This window comes from Nitrospira sp. (assembly GCA_030653545.1).
Taxonomy (GTDB): domain Bacteria; phylum Nitrospirota; class Nitrospiria; order Nitrospirales; family Nitrospiraceae; genus Nitrospira_D.
In genome coordinates, this window is record JAURZE010000024.1 from 144,797 (window position 1) to 163,258 (window position 18,462).

Sequence of the window (18,462 nt, forward strand, 5' to 3'; positions counted from 1 at the left end):
CAGGCCGCTGCCCTGCCTACAAAGCGACGAGGTCATACTGTTCAAGATGCAGCTGACTGTCCGGGGTGATGATGATCTTCGCCGAACATTCCCGCTCCAGCATCTCGAGGCCTTGACGCTCTTCATCTTGGAGCAACCCCACAACAGTGGGATGAGCCCCGATGACGATCCGCTGACTTTCCCCCGATTCGCCGATCTTCCGAATCTCCCGAAAAATCTCGTAGGCGACCGTCGTCGGAGACTTGGTATAGCCGCGACCTTCGCAGTAGTGACAGGGCTCGGACAAAGACCGAAGAAGATCTTCGCGGACACGTTCACGGGAAATCTCAATCAGCCCAAGATCCGAAATTCTGGAGATCCTGGTTCGCGCTTTGTCCGACGCCATAGCATCCACCAGCGCGTGATAGACCTTGTCCCGGTTCTTTTCCCGTTCCATGTCGATAAAGTCGACGATGATAATGCCGCCGATCCCGCGCAGCTTCATCTGATAGGCCACTTCTTTGGCGGCCTCCAGATTATTGCGAAGAATCGTCTCTTCCTGATCGCGCTTGCCGACAAACCGCCCCGTATTAACGTCGATGACCGTCATGGCCTCGGTATGATCGATCACCAAGTGCCCCCCGGATTTCAGCCACACCCTCCGGCTCGTCGCGCGGGTGATCTCTTGCTCGATGCCCAGATGATCGAAGAGGCTTTCATCCTTGTCATAGAAATGAATGCGGGAGGTTTGCTCCGGAGAAAACCGCTGCACGAAGTCTCGAACGGCATCATACTCCTGACGTGAATCGATCCACAGGCGATCCACTTTCCGCCCGAACAAATCGCGCACCACGCGAAAACTGAGGCTCAAATCCGTATGCAACAACGCCGGCGCACCCAGCTTTTCTCGATTGGTCAGGATGTCTTGCCACAGCACGTGCAAAAAGTCGACGTCGGACTTCAGTTCTTCCTCTTTGACGCCTTCACTTACCGTGCGCACGATGTAGCCGCACCCTGGGCGGCGGACCCGGCGCATGATGTCTTTCAATCGGGCACGTTCCTCGTCCTTCGCGATCCGACGAGAGACCCCGATGTGCTCAACATTCGGCATGAAGACCAGATACCGGCCGGGGAGCGAGACATAGGTGGTCACTCGCGGCCCCTTCGTCCCGATCGGGCCTTTCGAGATCTGGACCATCAACTCCTGCCCCTCGCTCAGCAACTGCTCGATGGGCTTGGCGCTCTGGCGCTTCGGCCTGAGCATATCCGCGTCTTTATCATCATCGTCGTCGGTGGCATCCACCAGGGTGTCACCCGGCTCGGCCTCTTCCGAGAGATCGGATACGTGCATGAACGCGGCTTTTTCCAAGCCGATATCTACGAATGCCGCTTGCATGCCCGGCAGCACCTTCGCGACCTTCCCCTTGTACACGTTCCCGACGAAATCCTTATGTTTGGCCCGATCCCCGAATAAATCAGTGACCACGCCACCATCCAACACCGCCACGCGGGTTTCTTCCCGCGCGACCGAAATCGCAATCTCAATTCCCATAACTACTCCTTTAGTCTGCGAGCCCTAGAGTAGCGAGATGGGCGACAGACGCAGGCATGATGCCCAGGTCCGCCACATCCACCATCCACGCCACATTCCAGCGACTCAATCCCACGCCTCAGAACACTCCACTCATTCACATTGCTTAACACCCGTATCCCTGCTCAATAGAACAAACTCAGCCGTCTCCGTTTGACGTTCAGCAACAATCCCAACGACGCCATGGTCATCACCGTCGCGCTGCCTCCGTAGCTCATCAAGGGCAGCGGAATTCCGACGATCGGGAACATCCCGGCTGTCATCCCGATATTCACCACGACGCAAAAACACAACATGGCGACAATACCGGCGGCGAGCAACGCGCCCAATTGATCTTTCGCTTTCGAGGCGATCTCCAGAGAGAGCCAGATCAGTGCAACAAACAGCACCAACAACAGCAACACTCCCAGAAATCCCCATTCTTCCGCATAGACGGCAAACACAAAGTCTGTATGGCCTTCCGGGAGGAACTTCAGCTGGCTTTGCGTCCCTCCGTAGAGTCCTTTTCCCATCAGCTCCCCGGATCCGATCGCAATTCTGGACTGCAGGGCATGATAGCCCTTCCCTCCCGGATCGTACTCCGGGTCAACGAAGGCCATAATGCGCTGTCGCTGATAATCATGCAAGGACCCCCAGACCCCTTCCCAGGCAAAGGGGAACAACATGACCACAAGAAGAAGGATCACTCCCAGCGCCTTCGACCGCACGCCGACCATCAAAAGCATGGCCGCATAGACGGCCACGAAACTCAGTCCGCTCCCCAAATCAGGCTGTTTGAGGATCAACACCAGACCGGGAAACATCAGCATCCCCGGCATGATCACTCGTTGCAACCACCCGACCCGAGGGGTCTTCGAATAGTAGTGCGCCAGGACAAGGATCAACACCAGCTTGGCAAATTCCGACGGCTGAAAACTGAACGGGCCGAGCGCAATCCAGCGTTGCGCCCCCTTGCTCGTTCGCCCCTCAAGCAGCACAAAGGCCAGCATGAGCAGCACGACTCCGTAGAGCGGATAGGCCATCCGTGCAATGCGGTGATAGTCCGACACCAGCATGAACACGAAGGCCGCGCTACCCATGAGAATCCAGGCGATCTGCTTGATGTAATAGGGTGCGAGGCCGGTCTGCTGGCTATGGGTGACGCTGTGAATCGACAGGACGCCGATCCCAAGGATGGCCAGCACCAAGGCCAGAAAGCGATAGTCGAAACTATCGAGGCCGCGGTTGTCGGTTAGACGATCAATCATAACAATTCACACGTCACACGCAGCATGCGTACCTTCGCCTGCACTACGATTGCGGGGCAACCGCCGGCTCTTGAGCGCGCAGCTTCATATAGGTCTCAATCACTTCTTTGGCCAGCGGCGCCGCCGCCGACCCGCCATGCCCCATATGTTCCGCCAGCACCGCCACGGCAATCTTCGGAGCATCGACCGGCGCAAATGCCACGAACCAGGCATGATCTCGAAACTTCTTGGGAATGTCTTTCTCCGCCTTCTTCTCTTTCCCCAAGGCCGCGACTTGTGCCGTCCCGGTTTTGCCTCCAATCGTCACGATCGAAGACTTTGCACGCGTCGCCGTCCCTTCCGTCACAACGGCCGCCAATGCCTCTTTAATGATCCGGAAGGTTTCCGGTTTCGCATGCGCTTTCCCTCGGGCCACCGCCGGCATTTCCTGGAAATTTCCGGTGGTGCGATCCATGATGGCCTGCACCAGACGCGGGCGATAACTCACGCCGTCGTTGGCCACGGTGCCGATCATGCTGGCCATCTGCAAGGGCGTCACCGTGACATACCCCTGTCCGATCGCGGCTGAAATCGTTTCACCCGGCAACCAGGCTTCTTTCTTCACTTTCAGTTTCCAGGCCGTGGACGGGATCGACCCCACTCGCTCCGACGGCAATTCAATGCCGGTTTCATGGCCAAGGCCGAAGTCCTTGGCATACTCCGCCATGGTGTCGATCCCCATCCGTTGCCCGATCGTGTAAAAATACACGTCGCAGGACTGGATAAGCGCCTTGTGAAGATCGACATACCCGTGGCCAGTCGCTTTCCAATCGTGGTAGATGCGTTTGCCGAATTGGTACCCGCCCGTGCAGAGCACGGAACTCGACGGCGACATGGTATTGGATTCCAGGGCCGCAACGGCCATCGGGACCTTGAACGTGGATCCGGGAGGATACTGCCCTTGCGACGCCCGGTTGTTGAGCGGGCGTCTCTCATCCTGGACGATCTCAACCCACTGTTTTGGCGTAAGCTCGCGCGACATAATATTCGGATCGAAGCCCGGTCGACTGGCCATGGCCAACACGTCCCCGGTGGTGGGATCCAAGGCGACAATCGCACCGGATTCTTCTCCCAGCAGGTCCTCCGCCACTTTCTGTAACTTAATATCAATCGTGAGATAGAGATCGTTGCCGGCGAGGGGCTTATCCACCTGCACCGTCCGCTTCTCATGTCCCAACGCATCCACTTCGACGCTTTTTTGTCCTGCCTGGCCGCGCACATGCCGATCAAACGATTTTTCGACGCCATACTGCCCGACAACGCTACCCTGATGGAGATCCGCAAATTCCGGCTTCTCGAGTTGTTCAGGGGAAATTTCCCCGACATACCCGAGGAGATGGGCTGCGGCCATGCCGCCGGGATAGTTTCGTTGCGACTCCACCTGAATCATCACACCTGGGAGATCGAGGCGATGGGATTCGATTACGGTGGCGTCACGCAAGGTCAACCGGTCTTTGATTTTCTTCGGCAGCATCTTGCTGCCTCGCACGGCCAACTTTTTTCGGATCATGACCGGGTCAAGTCCCAGCAAGTCCGCCAGCTTCTGGACCAACCCCTCCCGATCCTTCACATCCTCGAGCGTGACATAGAGACTGAAGCTCGGAACGTTATTCGCCAACAGCACCCCATGTCGATCATAGATCAACCCTCTGGCCGGTTCCAGCAGCACCGATCGGGTGCGATTATTCTCCGAGAGATCGCGGTAGTACGGTCCTTCACGAATCTGCAGATGCCATAACCGCACCGCCAGGAGCCCGACGACCAGGAGCAGCCCGACACGCAGCAACATAAGCCGCCGCTGCAATTCTCCAAGCTCAGACTCATGAGTACTACTGGTTGCCACGGTAACTCCTAGAACTCTCGCCCCTCTGCCAGCCGGTCAAGATTCAATCGGCTCCAGATCAGCCAATAACACAGTCCTCCGACCACCGCATCGAAGCAGGCTTGCGGCATGAGGATCGTCCGAATCATCCACCAGATATCTTGCTGATCGTTCGGTTTAAGCGACCAGATGGTCATCAGACTCGAAAGGGTTGACGCGACAACAAGGCCGCTGACCAACACCAACGGGGTAACCTGGGCTACCTGGCGGCCGGCCAGTCCGGCAAGAAATCCCACGCTGCCCTTCGCCACCATGCTTGCCGCAAGGTCAGTAGCGGAAAACAAACTCATGGCCCATCCTACGAACAGCCCGACAATCAACCCCTCCAATTCACCTGACAGGAGGCCGATAAGACAAACCACCACCAGCCCAAGATCAGGTTTGACTCCCCACACACTGACATACGGAAGCACTGTGGTATGCACCGCCACCAGGGCAGCCACGGCACAGGCATACGCGACAATCTTCACGGTTTGGCTTTCGGAAGAGGCCCGTCGCTCTTTCCGTCCTCGCCAGGAATATAGGGAGACTGAATGACCAGGACTTCTTCGACTCGATTCACATCGACTTCAGGACGCAATTCAGCGGATTGAAACAAGGCGCCTTCCTCTTTACTGATGGTAGTAATGGTGCCGATGGCGAGTCCACGCGGAAATCCCCCGACCAACCCAGATGTCACCACGCGATCGCCGGCACGAACATTCGAGAGCAAGGGAATATATTTGAGCCGAGCCAGGCCCGGGGTCGTTCCCTCGACAATCCCTTCATCTCGTGTTCGCTGAATCAATCCGGCAATGGCGTTATTGGGATCGGATACCAAGAGCACCACCGCGGTCGCCATCGTCGTTTTGACCACTCGTCCGACGACGCCAGCAGACGTCACCACACCCATATCCGCTTGTATCCCGTCAGCGCTTCCCTTATTCAGAAGAATGGTCCGATACCAATTCCCCGTATCACGGCCGATGACCTGCGCCGCGATCATTGTCGGAAGAGCCTGCGCCTTGAATTCAAGCAAGGCCGTCAACCGGTCCGTCGCCGACGCGGCCTCCCGCAGCTGACTATTTTGCCCCTGCAACAGCTCAAGCTCTTTCCGCAATTGCCGATTCTCGTCTTCCACGTCCTGCAAGGCCACGTAATGGCTCCAGGTCTCCCCGATGCCGCCTTGCACCGAGGCGACGAGACGGATCGGCCAACTGAGCACCCATCCGACCGGTCCGCCGATTTCCTGAAACAGAGTCTGAAGCTGATGAGGCAGCAGGAAGAAGCCGAGGAGCACGGAGAGAAACACCCCGAGGGCAAGACGCCGGGCGCCGTATGATGAGCGAAAGTTGGCCATCCGCATGGGGAGGAGGGAACCTTACCGGAGGCTACTGCATTGAGACATGACCGACACCTTACGGAGAAGATCCAGTTCGTCCAGAATCTTCCCGACCCCCAGTACCACAGACGTGAGCGGGTCATCGACCGTAATGATCGGCAAATTTGTCTCTTCACGGAATCGTGTATCCATCCCCTTCAGCAGGGAGCCTCCACCTGTCAGCACGATTCCGCGGTCAATAATATCTCCCGCCAATTCCGGCGGAGTGTTTTCCAACGCAACCTTGATGGCATTGACGATCGTTCCGATCGGTTCCTGCAACGCTTCTCGAATTTCGGCATCATCGACCACCAGCGTGCGGGGAATGCCGGAAATCAGGTCCCGCCCCTTGATCATCATCGTCTTGCGCTCTTCGAAGGGATAGGCCGATCCGATTTCGAACTTGACCCGCTCCGCCATATGCTCGCCGATGAGCAAGTTGTACTTCTTCTTGATGTAATTCATGATCGCTTCGTCCATCCGATCGCCGGCCACCTTCACCGACTCGCTATAGACGATACCGCCGAGTGAAATCACCGCGATGTCCGTTGTCCCACCGCCCACATCCACCACCATGTTGCCGGACGGTTCGGTAATCGGAAGTCCTGCCCCGATGGCGGCCGCCACCGGCTCTTCGATCAGATAGACCTCTCGCGCACCGGCCAATTCGGCTGAGTCACGAACCGCGCGTTGCTCCACCTGGGTGATGCGCGAAGGCACGCCGATGATGATCCGCGGCCGCACAAAGGCGCTCCGATTATGCGCCTTGCGGATGAAATGCTTGAGCATCTGCTCGGCCATCTCGAAGTCGGCAATCACGCCTTCTTTCATCGGCCGGACTGCGACAATATTCCCGGGGGTTCGGCCGAGCATCTTTTTCGCATCGGCACCGACCGCCAGGACCTTCTCGGTTTTCTTTTCCACCGCCACCACCGAGGGCTCGTTCAGGACAATGCCTTTTCCATGCACATATACCAGCGTCGTCGCTGTTCCCAAATCGATCGCAAGATCGTTGGAAAACCATCCGAACACATCTCCCGTGAACCCCACGGCGCTCTCCCTTCGTCATGAACTCGCTATCCGCTATGCGAGTCCCTCGCTATTCATAAATTTAGTCAGGCACCGCCAACTGTCCTGCATCCAGTACCTGGGTACGCGCCACCTCGTCCCCGAGGCGCCGCCCATGCTCATTTCCTACAATCAAGACACTCTCAAAGGCCAAGACTGCCACAGACCCGATCCATCCGACATACGGCACCGCAAACAACAGCTGGGCGACGCCGCATGGCAAATTCCGAATAATCGATTCTCGAAATCCGGCCGTCTCCCGCACATCGAGACGCATGGTCTGCAATCCGACCAGCCGCTTCCCGATACTTCTTCCACCCGCAAATCCGTCCGCAATCAGAATGTAGGCCAATCCGGAAAGAAACCCGACTGGCGGCGCAACTTCATCAGCGGCCACGACAATGAACAAATCGATGAGCTTCGCAATAAACCGATTGAGTACGTACGCCTTGGGATAGACCGCTCCTTCGATGAGCTTCGCAACTGGCCCTACCCCTATCAAGGAATCTCCTTCAAATTAATGGCAAAGTATAACAAAATCAAACAACTTGCACAAACAAACAGCATTCTTTCCTCATACTTGTGCGAATTTTTCTTCGAACCGACCCTGGCAGGCGCCAATAGGGATAATACGTGGCCGGATACGGAGACTGCTTCGTCCATTGATCTACTCCGTGTCCTCGCGAACCTATCGTCCTTCGCCAGACCGTTCACGGTCGATGGCCGCCCATGATCTTGCCTTCAGCCCCAGCGCCAAGTACAATCCGGAACCATTTTGCGACTGAGAGGATTTGCATGATCAAGGTAATGCGGGACGCATCGCACAATCATCCCTGGCTGTTGAAATCAATCATGGGCATCCTGGCCATCGCCTTTGTGATTACCATGGGCTGGTGGGGATTCGGGGACCAGCCGGGAAACACCGTCGCCACCGTCGGCGATTTGGCCGTCACGCGCGATGAGTTTCGGCGCGCCTACGAGAACATGTACCGCTTCTACAAAGAAAAAGTGCCGGGAGAGTTCAAGGACGAAACGATCAAGCAATTTGTGATCGAACAACTCGTCGACAACCGCCTCTGGCTGATGGCCGCGAAAGACATGGGTATCACCGTCTCCGACGGAGACCTGCGCGAAATGATCGTGCAAGTCCCGGAATTTCAAAAAAACGGGGCATTCGATCCGGAGCTCTACCAGCGACTCCTGGCCGCGAACCATCTCACCCCCAAAGTCTTTGAAGAGGCGCAGGCCAAAGAAATCCTCGGCAATAAGGCGAGGATGTTTGTCCGGGATGCCGTCGCCTTAACGCCGTCGGAGATCTCCGAAGGACAGGCCCTGATGACCAGGCAGCCGGACGCTGACCCCACGAAAGCCACCGCCGCAAAGGATCGCGTGCTGGAAGATATGCTCTTCCAAAAGCAGCAGCGCGCGCTGGTAGCGTTTCAGGAGTCGCTCAAAGGCAAAATCCCCGTTAAGGTTCATCGGGAACTGCTGTAACACTGATCGCGCAGAGAGCGCTGGCCGCTGGCTTCGCCCCCTCTGCTTAGAGGATCAGCATCGCATCGCCATAGCTATAAAAGCGATAGCGCTGTTCCACCGCTTCAGCATAGGCTTTCCGCATCATCTCCACGCCGGCTAGCGCAGAGACCAGCATCAGAAGCGTCGTGCGAGGGAGGTGAAAATTCGTCATGAGAGCATCAACCGCATTGAAGTGAAATCCCGGCGAGATAAACAGCCGGCTCTCCCCGGCTGTCGGCTGAAGCCCTCCGGCCTGCTGCGCAGCCGATTCGAGCGCACGGACCACGGTGGTCCCGACCGCAACGACTCGTCCTCCGGCTCGTTTCGTCCTGAGGATTGCCGCTACCGTCCGCTCACTCACTTCAAACCATTCCTCTCCCATTTGATGTTCCTCAATTCGCTCGACGACTACCGGCTTAAAGGTCCCAGGTCCTACATGCAACGTCACCGCTGATGTCTCAACACCCCGTTCCCGCAAGCGAACCATAAGCTCCGGCGTGAAGTGCAGACCGGCCGTCGGAGCCGCGATCGCCCCCTCTCGATCCGCAAAACAGGTTTGATACCAGACCTGATCCTCCGGCTGCGCCGAACGCTTGATATAGGGGGGAAGCGGCATACACCCGTGAGCCCGCAGGAAGTCGACAACCGGAACCGGGCTCACAACCTTGATTTTCGTGCCATGCTCATCCCGCTGTACGACCGTCGCACGAGCATCCCCCTCAAACAGGATCGTCTGGCCCACGCGAAAATGACCTTTGAGCATCACCTCCCAGACCGCATCGCCGAGGTCTTTGACGAACAGCACATCCACAACCGTGCCTGTCGGCTGTTTACGTCCGGACAGACGAGCGGCCAAGACCTTCGTGTCGTTCACCACAAGCAGATCCCCGGGCGCCAACAACTCCGGAAGATCGGCCACATGCCGATTCGACAAGGCTCCTGTCCGTGGGTCGAGACACAGCAAGCGCGCTGCATGGCGAGGCAGTACCGGCTCGGAGGCGATCAGTGCGGGATCGAACGGAAAATCGAATTCAGAGAGATTCATCTAGGAACTCGGAACCGGGGGCATTTTCGTCAATGCCACATTCTGCAACTCAGTGCCGGGATAGTAGTACCGTAGGATCGAGGAGAAGGAATACCCGAGCTCCGCTAGCTCCTTCGCACCCCACTGACAGAGCCCTACGGCATGCCCGGCGCCGTATCCTGCCAACACAATGTCCTGCCCCATAGACTCGATCGTGAACTGCGTACTCGGCACAACGGTATATCCAACCGCCTTCCGAAGATCCTCACCACGCAAGATAAGTTCGCCCTTGGAATGCAGGATGCGCAGCTTAGAAACCCGCCCGGCACGACTGAAGCCCACCGGCGTCATCGTGGCGATCGTCCCCACCGAAAATCCCTGATGCCTCAGATTACGCTCCAGCGTGGTCACTCTGAAGGACGCCTTCCACTGGTAGTACGGAGACGCCACATCGAAAGGACATTCCACGCCTTTCAGATACGGCAGATCCTTCGACCAGACCACCATCGCATCCTCGGTGATTCCTGCCGCAGTCGAAGAAAACGCGGCATAGATCGGCGCGCCATCATGGGTCACCACCAGGCCACGGGTCGATTCCACCGCTTCCTGTACACGCGCGTCCACTCCCTGCCGTCCTCGATAGACCTGATCCTGAATACTCGCCGCCACATCATAGTCACGCGACGCGCTCAGCATATGCTGATACAGCGCGTAAGTTCGCGCCGCCACGGCCTGCACTTTGAGCATTTCGCGGTGCCAGGTCGAATTGACTTCAGCAGGCACCACCCCTTTCACATACTCCTCAAGATCCACCTGATTGATCACGAGCAGGCCTTTCCCGCGCCGGACGACATGCACCAGTCCGCTCACATGGAGAGCGCCCCGCTCATCGGCAGGATGCAGCACAGCGCCATGGCTCCCACCGGGCACACGTGGCAACCAGAGCTTTAGGTCATGCTCGCCCGCACGCAGCGTAAACTGCTCCCCCGCCACCCGCGTCCCGTTGACGAGGAGCGCCGCCCCGCGCAACTCGATATGCAGAGCCGTATTGTACGAATGCGACCGACTCTGTCCGTCGGTGAGCCACACCGCACTTTCGGCGCGCACCTCGAGTCGGTGGACATCGGACGCCAGTAAGACCCGAATGGACTCAGCCGCTTGAACCGGCGCGCTGAGGGTGAAGACCGCCCCGCACACCGCCCAGAGACCTGCCAACCGACCAAGATGTCCTATCGTCTGAATAGCCATGATAAAAGATAGAATAGCAGACTTAGTCCGATACTAATCACCAGACTAGTCCCAAGGGGAACATAAAAGGAGAAATGATCGCGCTGAATTGAAATGTCGCCCGGCAGTTTCCCGACCCACCCAAACCATCCACTCAACCCCGGAATCCGGTCGCTCAGGACGAACAGCAGTCCCACCACGACCAATCCGCACCCGGCTGCAATCAGGAGCTTCCCGAAGGCGCCCCATTCGCCCATCAGTCCCGCACCAGACACTCGGCGATTTGAACGGCGTTCAACGCGGCGCCCTTTCGAAGATTGTCGGATACGACCCACAGATTGAGTCCGTTCGTCACCGAGGCATCTTCGCGGATGCGGCCGACGTAGACGTCGTCTTTCCCCGTCGCGTCCAATGGCATGGGATAGAGTTTCTTCAACGGGTCGTCGTAGACCAGCACCCCCGGCATCGCCGCCAGCGCCGCGCGAGCCTCATTGGGAGTCAACGGCTTCTCCAACTCCACATTGATGGACTCGGAATGGCAGCGCAACACCGGTACCCGCACCGTGGTGGACGTCACCCGCATCTTGGGTGCATCCAGAATCTTTCTCGTCTCTCTGACAATCTTGATTTCTTCGGAGCACTCACCGCCCTCGGAAAATGACCCGATATGCGGCAATAGATTGAAGGCAATCTGATAGGGATAAACTTCGGCCTTCACCTCGCGAAAGGCCATCAGCGCCCTCGTCTGGTCCAGCAACTCGTCCATCGCCGCGGCGCCGGTCCCTGACACCGACTGGAAGGTCGTTACCACCACTCGCTTCACCCCAACCGCATCATGCAGCGGCTTGAGCGCCATGACCAACGGAGTCGTTGTGCAATTGGGAATGGACACGATCCCCCGGGGAAGCGATCGCAACGCCGAGGCATTCACTTCCGGCACCACCAGCGGCACTTGCGGATCCATCCGAAAGACCCCACTGTCGTCGATAACCACGACCCCAGCCGCACCCAGGCGAGGGCCATACTCCTTACTGATGGCATCCGTCGCGGAGATGAAGGCGAAATCAACGCCGGCAAAAGACGAGGACTCGGTCAATTCTTCAACCGTCCACTCCTTGCCCTGACAGGTCATCACTTCGCCGGCGGAGCGCTTCGACGCAAACAGCCGGAGTGCAGCCAGCGGGAAGTTTCGCTCTTCGAGAATTTCCAGACTCTCCTTGCCGACCGCGCCGGTCGCGCCAAGAATGGCCACAGTGTAGGCGGACTTTTTCTTAAGCATGTGACGAATCCTATTCCAGCGAGAGGGCACGAATACGGTGATTAAAGGTGTCGGCGATCAAGAGTGTCCGCTCGCCATCCGCGACAATACCGAAGGGATAGCACAACCCTGCGTCCAATGCCGATCCGCCGTCACCGACAGACGAGGCAGACCCGGTACCGGCCATGCGCGTCAAGTGACCCGTGGTGCGGTCCCATCGACGGATCAGGTGGCTGTCAGAATCAGTCAGAAATAGATTGCCTTCTCGATCCAGCGCAATCCCTGAGGGCCGGGAGACACTTGGAGACGGTGGATCATCGGGCGACTGATAGCGATAACTTCCTCCATCACCGACCGCCGTCGCAATCATACCGGTGACAAGATCGACGGATCGGATGCGACTATTGAACGTATCGGCAATATAGAGCGTCCCCGCCGCGACCGCTAACCCGCTGGGCCCGGCAAGGCTCGATTCCACCGCCGGTTTACCGTCTCCATCGTATGCCGCCGATCCCATTCCTGCGACCGTACGGATCATCCCGGTCTTCAGGTCGACGGCCCGCACTCGGTTATTACTCTGATCGGCAATATATAACTGCCCCTGCGCGTCGACCGCCAAGGCGGCCGGTTCGTTCAGGGCCGCACGATCAGCCGGCCCGCCGTCGCCGGAAAACCGTGCCTGCCCGGTGCCGGCCATCGTCGTGATGATCCCGGTCTGGGCATCCACGCGGCGAACTCGATGGTTCATCATATCGGCGATGTACAGATGGCCCTGCGCATCAATGGCGACCGCTGTGGGGAAATTAAGCAGCGCTTCCGTGGCGGGTCCGCCGTCTCCGCCGTACCGTTTCGGGGCCGCGGCTCCGACGAGATAGCGCACTGTCCCACTCAGATCCGTCTGTTGAGTAAACTGCTCCGTCGTCTTGTGGCTCGTCTCGGCTAAGGGGTCAATGTCTTCCTCAGGGACCAGATCGCCACCACCCAAGGGAGGAGTCGACGCGACTGCTTCAGGTGCGCAGCCGACCACAGTGGAAATCAGGCCAGTGACGCAATCCACTCGCCTCACGACGTGGTTTTCAGAATCTGCAACAAAGAGATTTCCCTGGCGATCGATCGCCAGGCCCTTCGGCTCATTCAGGCACGCCTGCGAGGCCGGCCCGCCGTCACCGCTGAACCCGGGCTCGCCAGTGCCAGCCCGCGTCGCAAGAGTCCAGGATGTGAACAAGGTTGCCATGCGAGAGTCCCGCCTCAGTTTAAATTGCGAAGAATGGCGTCGCCCATCTCGGTCGTGCCGACGACTCTGGTTCCCGGGCTCTGAATGTCCTTGGTGCGGTACCCCATATCGAGAGTCTTGACGATGGCCTGCTCGATTGCTTCGGCTTCTTTCTCGAGCTTGAACGCGTAGGACAACATCATGCCCACAGAGGCAATCGTCGCAATGGGATTCGCGATGTTCTTTCCCGCGATATCGGGCGCGCTACCATGGATCGGCTCGAACAATCCGACCTTGGCGCCGATACTGGCCGACGGCAGCATGCCGATCGATCCGGTCAGCATGGCCGCTTCGTCACTCAGAATATCTCCGAAGATATTGTTGCACACCATGACATCGAACTGGCGCGGATTACGGACCAATTGCATCGCGGCATTGTCGACATAGATGTGATGCAATTCGACGTCCGGATAACTCTTCTGCACCTCGATCATCACCCGGCGCCACAACTCGGACGATTCCAGCACATTCGCCTTGTCGACCGACGTGACCTTCTTCCGCCGCTTGCGCGCCGCTTCGAAGGCCACCTTGCCGATCCGGCGAATCTCTTCGGTCGTGTAGACTTCCGTGTTCACTCCGCGCTCTTCCCCGTTCGGCAGCTTTTCAATCCCCTTCGGTTTCCCGAAATAGATGCCGCCGGTCAGCTCTCGCACGACGAGAATATCGATCCCCTCGATCACCTCGCGCTTCAACGTCGAGGCGTCAAGCAGATTGGGGTACACCTTGGCGGGACGTAAATTGGCATACAACCCTAAGGCCTCGCGGATAGCGAGCAGCGCCCGCTCAGGACGAAGGCTGTACTCCAACCCTTCCCATTTGGGCCCCCCAACGGCTCCCAGCAATACCGCGTCGCTTTGCTTGGCCAAGGCCAAGGTTTCGTGCGGCAGCGGCACACCCACTTTGTCGATCGCTTGTCCGCCGATGTCGGCCGAGGTGAATTCAAACGAGTGTTGATACTTCTCTCCGATAGCCTGTAACACCTTGACCGCTTCGGGAACAATCTCACGCCCGACTCCATCACCCGCTAAGACTGCAATCTTCGCTTTCACGTCACGCCACTCCTTCCTGCGAACAGACTGGACTCTCTACTCCTCGACCTGCTCATCCTCACTCCGCCAGGCCGGATCAACCAGACACAAAAATTCTATTTCCGTCGTACCAATGTTTTCCAGCGACTGATTCCCCCCGGGCGGCACGTACACGATGGATCCGCGTTCGACGAGCTCGGTCTCACTCCCGATACTGAAGCGGCCCTGCCCGGCGATAAAGTAGTACACCTCTGACGAAGCCAGCTTGTGCCGCTTAGACCGGCAGCCGGGAGCCAATCGGCCATGCGCAAGACTGTAACCCAGCTGCACCGGCTGCTTGGCCGGATGCAACAGTTCGCGAAGAACCGTGTGGTCTCCGGCAAGAAATTCAGGGCATTCCAAGAGAGTGCGCTTGAGCATGGGAGACCGCCCCAACCTGTCCGCAACGAGGCCAACCGCCACTTGCAGACACCAGGGGCCGTCACTCTAGCGTGGCGGGAACGATCAAATCAAGCGGACTTTCTGCTCCCCCTCCGCCTGCTTCGAGGCCATATACGCGAGTCGATTCAACGCATTGAGGTAGGCCCGGGCCGCGGCCATGATGATATCTGTATCCGCCCCATGACCCGAGACCGTGCGGCCGTCTTCCTCCACGCGCACGGAGACTTCTCCCTGCGCATCTGTCCCGCCGGTAATGGCGTTGACGCCGAACATCAACAGTTTACTCTTCGTCTTTGTGATGGCCGCAATCGTCCGATAGACCGCATCGACCGGCCCGTCGCCGGTGCCTGATTCCTTGATCACTTGTCCGTCAATGTTCAATTCCACCGTCGCTGTCGGTACGAGATTCGTGCCGCTTTCGACATGGAACGACTTCAACACAATCCGCTCGGTCATCTTGGCCAACTCTTCCGACACGATCACTTCTAAATCTTCTTCGAAAATTTCCTTCTTTTGATCGGCCAGCTTCTTGAAACGTTCAAAAGCATGGTTGAGCTCTTCCTCGCTGAGCTTGTACCCCAAATCATCCAATCGCTGCCGGAATGCATGACGCCCGGACAACTTGCCCATGACCATCTTGCTCTCGATCAACCCGATCGATTCCGGCCGCATGATTTCGTAGGTCGTCTTATCCTTCAACAGCCCGTCCTGGTGAATCCCGGACGTGTGAGCGAACGCATTCGCACCGACGATGGCCTTGTTCGGCTGCACGACCATGCCGGTAATCTTACTCACCAACCGGCTCGTCTTGGCAATCTCCTCCGTCCGGATGCCGGTATCGGCCTGATAAAAGTCCTTCCGGGTCCGGAGCCCCATGACGATTTCTTCAAGCGACGTGTTGCCGGCCCGTTCGCCGATCCCGTTGATCGTGCACTCCACTTGGCCCGCGCCATTGACGATCGCCGCTAAACTATTCGCCACAGCGACACCCAAGTCGTTGTGGCAGTGGACTGAAATCACGGCCTGCTTGGCATTCGGCACTTTGTCGAAAATCCCTTTGATCAACGCGCCGAACTCTTGCGGCACGGCATAGCCCACCGTATCGGGAATATTGATCGTTCCCGCCCCGGCGGCAATCACCGCTTCAATGACCTCATAGACGTAGGATTGGTCCGAGCGGCTCGCATCCATGAGGGAGAACTCCACGTCCGGCATATAGCTCCGCGCGCGCTGCACCATCTCGACCGCGCGCTTCCTGGCCTCTTCCCGCGTCATCCTGAACTGATGCTTCAAATGGATGTCGGACGTCGAGAGGAACGTATGAATCCTGGCCTTCGGCGCTCCTTTGAGCGCCTCCCAGGCTCGATCGATGTCCTCCGGACGAGCCCGCGCCAGACTGCAGACCGTCGGTCCCTCAACCTCCAACGCAATCCGGCGAACCGCCTCAAAATCTCCAGGCGAACTGTAGGCAAAACCGGCTTCGATGATATCGACCCCGAGCCGCGCCAGCTGCTTCGCCACCATGACTTTCTCTTCCACATTCATGCTGGCGCCGGGCGACTGTTCGCCGTCGCGCAACGTCGTATCGAAAATGCGAATCATCCGTTCCATGGTTTCTCCTCCCTCACGCTTCCATCAGGATGCTCAAACAGCCCCCCCGTTCTCACCCATTCAGCCCCGGCACGACGAGACACACCGCTCTGCGGGCAAGGCCGCAGAGAGGGCGATCCTCAAGGCGTACGGCAGCAGTACGTCGAAGGGGTCGAACGACCAAGAACACTGCAGGGGAGCTTTTTCAGCAGCCTCAAATAGAAAAAGCCTTCGCCCCCCCATTACGGTCAGGGACGAAGGCTTCGCGCGCTTCGTGGTACCACCCTGGTTCGGCAACGAATGACATATGGTCATCCATCACCCTTCATTAGCCCCTTACGGGGGCGAAGCGGAATCCATTACTCGAGGTTCACGGATTCGGCTCAGAGGCGAGTTCGGCGACACACAGACCGGCTTGCACCACCCGCCGGCTCTCTCAAATCTGTGCGGCTCGCGTACTACTCCTCGTCGTCGCCTTACGATTTGGGTTCTATCACAGGCTGGTCAGACTTGGAAAGAGGTTTCTTCCCAACGGCTTTCGCCATCAACCAGAACAATCGTTCGGTCGGTCCCATCAACGCATAGCCCGAAAATACCACAAACAGCATCACCTCAGGCCAGGCCGCAATCATCATGAGCGCAAGAATGCCCCACACTAGATAGGTAATCTGCTGGCGGCCTTTGAACTTCATATCCTTGAAGCTGCGATACTTCACGGTACTAACCATGAGGAAGGAAAGAGCGAGCGTGATGACCAACACCAACACCGGCTTCACTTCCGTCCCCATCCGGACAATATGATGGTCGAGAATCACCAGCGACGCGACCACTCCGGCAGCCGCGGGAATCGCCAACCCGGTGAAGTACTTGCTGTCAGCCAGCGCGACCGTTGAATTGAAACGCGCAAGCCGGACCGCCCCCATCGCGACATAGGCGAACATCACGGCGACACCAAACATACCTTGTCCGCTCAGCGCCCAGGAGTAGATCAGGAGACCCGGGGCGACACCGAACGACACCACATCGGACAGGGAGTCATACTCCAATCCGAAATGGCTCGTGCTGTTCGTCAGTCGGGCCGACTTTCCATCCAACACATCGAAAATCATTGCGACCAAAATGGCAATCGCTGCGGCCATATAGTTGGCATTGAAGACAGACAGGATGGCATAGACACCGCAAAACAGGTTCCCCGTCGTGAAGAGATTGGGAATCAGATGCATCGCCTGACGTTTCCGCGCTTCCTTCCCCAACGATTGTCGCAAGCCGTTTCCCTTCATCGTAGGTCTCCCAAGATGGTTGCTCCGCCTTTCACACGATCTCCAACGGCCACTCTGAGTTTCGTACCGATGGGAAGAAATGTGTCCATCCGCGAACCAAATCGGATCAAACCAAACCGCTCTCCGAGCTTTGCCCGATCTTTAGGGGAGACCCAGCAGACAATGCGCCGGGCAATGAGCCCCGCCACTTGCACGCACAAGACCTTTGCACCGCTGGCCGCTTGAATCATCAGCGCATTTTGCTCATTCTTGATCGTCGCCTCCGGCTTACTGGCGACCAAAAAGAGCCCCGGCTGGTACTGCACATCTTCAATGACCCCTTCGCAGGGAATCCGGTTGATGTGAACGTCGAACACATTCAGAAAGATCGTGACCCGGAGGCTGCGGTCCTTGAGATAGCGAGGCTCGAACTCTTCTTCGATGGCAATGATTTTCCCGTCGCCGGGCGCCACGATCAGTCCAGGGCCTTCCGGAATCACCCGCGCGGGGTTGCGGAAAAACCACGCCACGAACAGTGTCAGACCAGCCGCCACCGCGGCAACCGGCGTCCAACCCATCCATCCAGCACAGAGTGTAACGCCCGCTGCCGCACCGATGAAGGGAAACCCCTCTTTGGCAAACGGGACACCGACGGCACGATCAGCCACAGGGCTCGCCCCT

The 18,462-nt window shown here is 58.0% G+C and carries 18 protein-coding genes and 1 other annotated feature; of the genes, 1 reads left to right on the forward strand and 17 read right to left on the reverse strand.

Going from position 1 to position 18,462, the window contains the following annotated elements; all coding sequences use genetic code 11:
* Positions 1-16: 16 nt before the first annotated feature.
* The 7 genes from Q7U39_10865 to Q7U39_10895 form a co-directional block, all read right to left on the reverse strand.
* Positions 17-1,531 (reverse strand): Rne/Rng family ribonuclease, encoded by a 1,515-nt coding sequence (locus Q7U39_10865; protein ID MDO9118453.1) that lies wholly within the window; start codon positions 1,529-1,531, stop codon positions 17-19.
* A 164-nt stretch (positions 1,532-1,695) separates the two neighbouring features.
* Entirely contained in the window at positions 1,696-2,817 is a 1,122-nt protein-coding gene (gene rodA, locus Q7U39_10870; GenBank protein ID MDO9118454.1) for a rod shape-determining protein RodA, read from the reverse strand.
* 43 nt (positions 2,818-2,860) lie between these two features.
* Positions 2,861-4,699 (reverse strand): penicillin-binding protein 2, encoded by a 1,839-nt coding sequence (gene mrdA, locus Q7U39_10875; protein ID MDO9118455.1) that lies wholly within the window; start codon positions 4,697-4,699, stop codon positions 2,861-2,863.
* An 8-nt stretch (positions 4,700-4,707) separates the two neighbouring features.
* On the reverse strand, positions 4,708-5,208 hold the full coding sequence (locus tag Q7U39_10880; protein ID MDO9118456.1) for a hypothetical protein: 501 nt from the start codon (positions 5,206-5,208) through the stop codon (positions 4,708-4,710).
* The gene (gene mreC, locus Q7U39_10885) at positions 5,205-6,083 is read right to left on the reverse strand and encodes a rod shape-determining protein MreC (protein ID MDO9118457.1); all 879 of its coding nucleotides are present in this window, start codon (positions 6,081-6,083) and stop codon (positions 5,205-5,207) included. Before mreC ends, Q7U39_10880 begins: the two co-directional genes overlap by 4 nt.
* A gap of 15 nt (positions 6,084-6,098) precedes the next feature.
* Positions 6,099-7,148 carry a rod shape-determining protein gene (locus tag Q7U39_10890; protein MDO9118458.1) on the reverse strand — a complete coding sequence of 350 codons (1,050 nt, stop codon included), beginning with the start codon at positions 7,146-7,148 and terminating at the stop codon, positions 6,099-6,101.
* Positions 7,149-7,209: 61 nt separating this feature from the next.
* Positions 7,210-7,668, reverse strand: a complete 459-nt coding sequence (locus Q7U39_10895) for a hypothetical protein (protein MDO9118459.1) — start codon at positions 7,666-7,668, stop codon at positions 7,210-7,212.
* 293 nt (positions 7,669-7,961) lie between these two features.
* Between Q7U39_10895 and Q7U39_10900 the strand changes: the two genes are divergently transcribed.
* Positions 7,962-8,660 (forward strand): SurA N-terminal domain-containing protein, encoded by a 699-nt coding sequence (locus tag Q7U39_10900; GenBank protein ID MDO9118460.1) that lies wholly within the window; start codon positions 7,962-7,964, stop codon positions 8,658-8,660.
* Between the two features lie 46 nt (positions 8,661-8,706).
* Here Q7U39_10900 and queA read toward each other — a convergent pair whose 3' ends face one another.
* From queA to Q7U39_10950, 10 genes are all read right to left on the reverse strand, one after another.
* Positions 8,707-9,726 (reverse strand): tRNA preQ1(34) S-adenosylmethionine ribosyltransferase-isomerase QueA, encoded by a 1,020-nt coding sequence (queA, locus tag Q7U39_10905; protein ID MDO9118461.1) that lies wholly within the window; start codon positions 9,724-9,726, stop codon positions 8,707-8,709.
* Positions 9,727-10,953, reverse strand: coding sequence for a SpoIID/LytB domain-containing protein (locus tag Q7U39_10910; GenBank protein MDO9118462.1), 1,227 nt, complete (start codon positions 10,951-10,953; stop codon positions 9,727-9,729). It abuts the gene before it with no gap.
* Positions 10,935-11,189, reverse strand: coding sequence for a DUF2905 domain-containing protein (locus tag Q7U39_10915; protein ID MDO9118463.1), 255 nt, complete (start codon positions 11,187-11,189; stop codon positions 10,935-10,937). Before Q7U39_10915 ends, Q7U39_10910 begins: the two co-directional genes overlap by 19 nt.
* Positions 11,189-12,211, reverse strand: coding sequence for an aspartate-semialdehyde dehydrogenase (locus Q7U39_10920; GenBank protein MDO9118464.1), 1,023 nt, complete (start codon positions 12,209-12,211; stop codon positions 11,189-11,191). The genes Q7U39_10915 and Q7U39_10920 overlap by 1 nt, the downstream gene beginning before the upstream one ends.
* 10 nt (positions 12,212-12,221) lie before the next feature.
* Complete coding sequence (locus Q7U39_10925; protein MDO9118465.1) at positions 12,222-13,424, reverse strand: hypothetical protein; 1,203 nt, start codon at positions 13,422-13,424, stop codon at positions 12,222-12,224.
* Positions 13,425-13,438: 14 nt separating this feature from the next.
* Entirely contained in the window at positions 13,439-14,512 is a 1,074-nt protein-coding gene (gene leuB / locus Q7U39_10930; protein ID MDO9118466.1) for a 3-isopropylmalate dehydrogenase, read from the reverse strand.
* Positions 14,513-14,548: 36 nt separating this feature from the next.
* The gene (locus tag Q7U39_10935) at positions 14,549-14,911 is read right to left on the reverse strand and encodes a cupin domain-containing protein (protein MDO9118467.1); all 363 of its coding nucleotides are present in this window, start codon (positions 14,909-14,911) and stop codon (positions 14,549-14,551) included.
* A gap of 84 nt (positions 14,912-14,995) precedes the next feature.
* Entirely contained in the window at positions 14,996-16,543 is a 1,548-nt protein-coding gene (locus tag Q7U39_10940; protein MDO9118468.1) for a 2-isopropylmalate synthase, read from the reverse strand.
* A gap of 226 nt (positions 16,544-16,769) precedes the next feature.
* Positions 16,770-17,003 (reverse strand) — a binding site (T-box leader).
* Positions 16,999-17,802, reverse strand: a complete 804-nt coding sequence (pssA, locus tag Q7U39_10945) for a CDP-diacylglycerol--serine O-phosphatidyltransferase (protein MDO9118469.1) — start codon at positions 17,800-17,802, stop codon at positions 16,999-17,001. (Overlaps the previous feature by 5 nt.)
* Complete coding sequence (locus tag Q7U39_10950) at positions 17,799-18,449, reverse strand: phosphatidylserine decarboxylase family protein (protein MDO9118470.1); 651 nt, start codon at positions 18,447-18,449, stop codon at positions 17,799-17,801. Before Q7U39_10950 ends, pssA begins: the two co-directional genes overlap by 4 nt.
* Positions 18,450-18,462 lie beyond the last annotated feature (13 nt).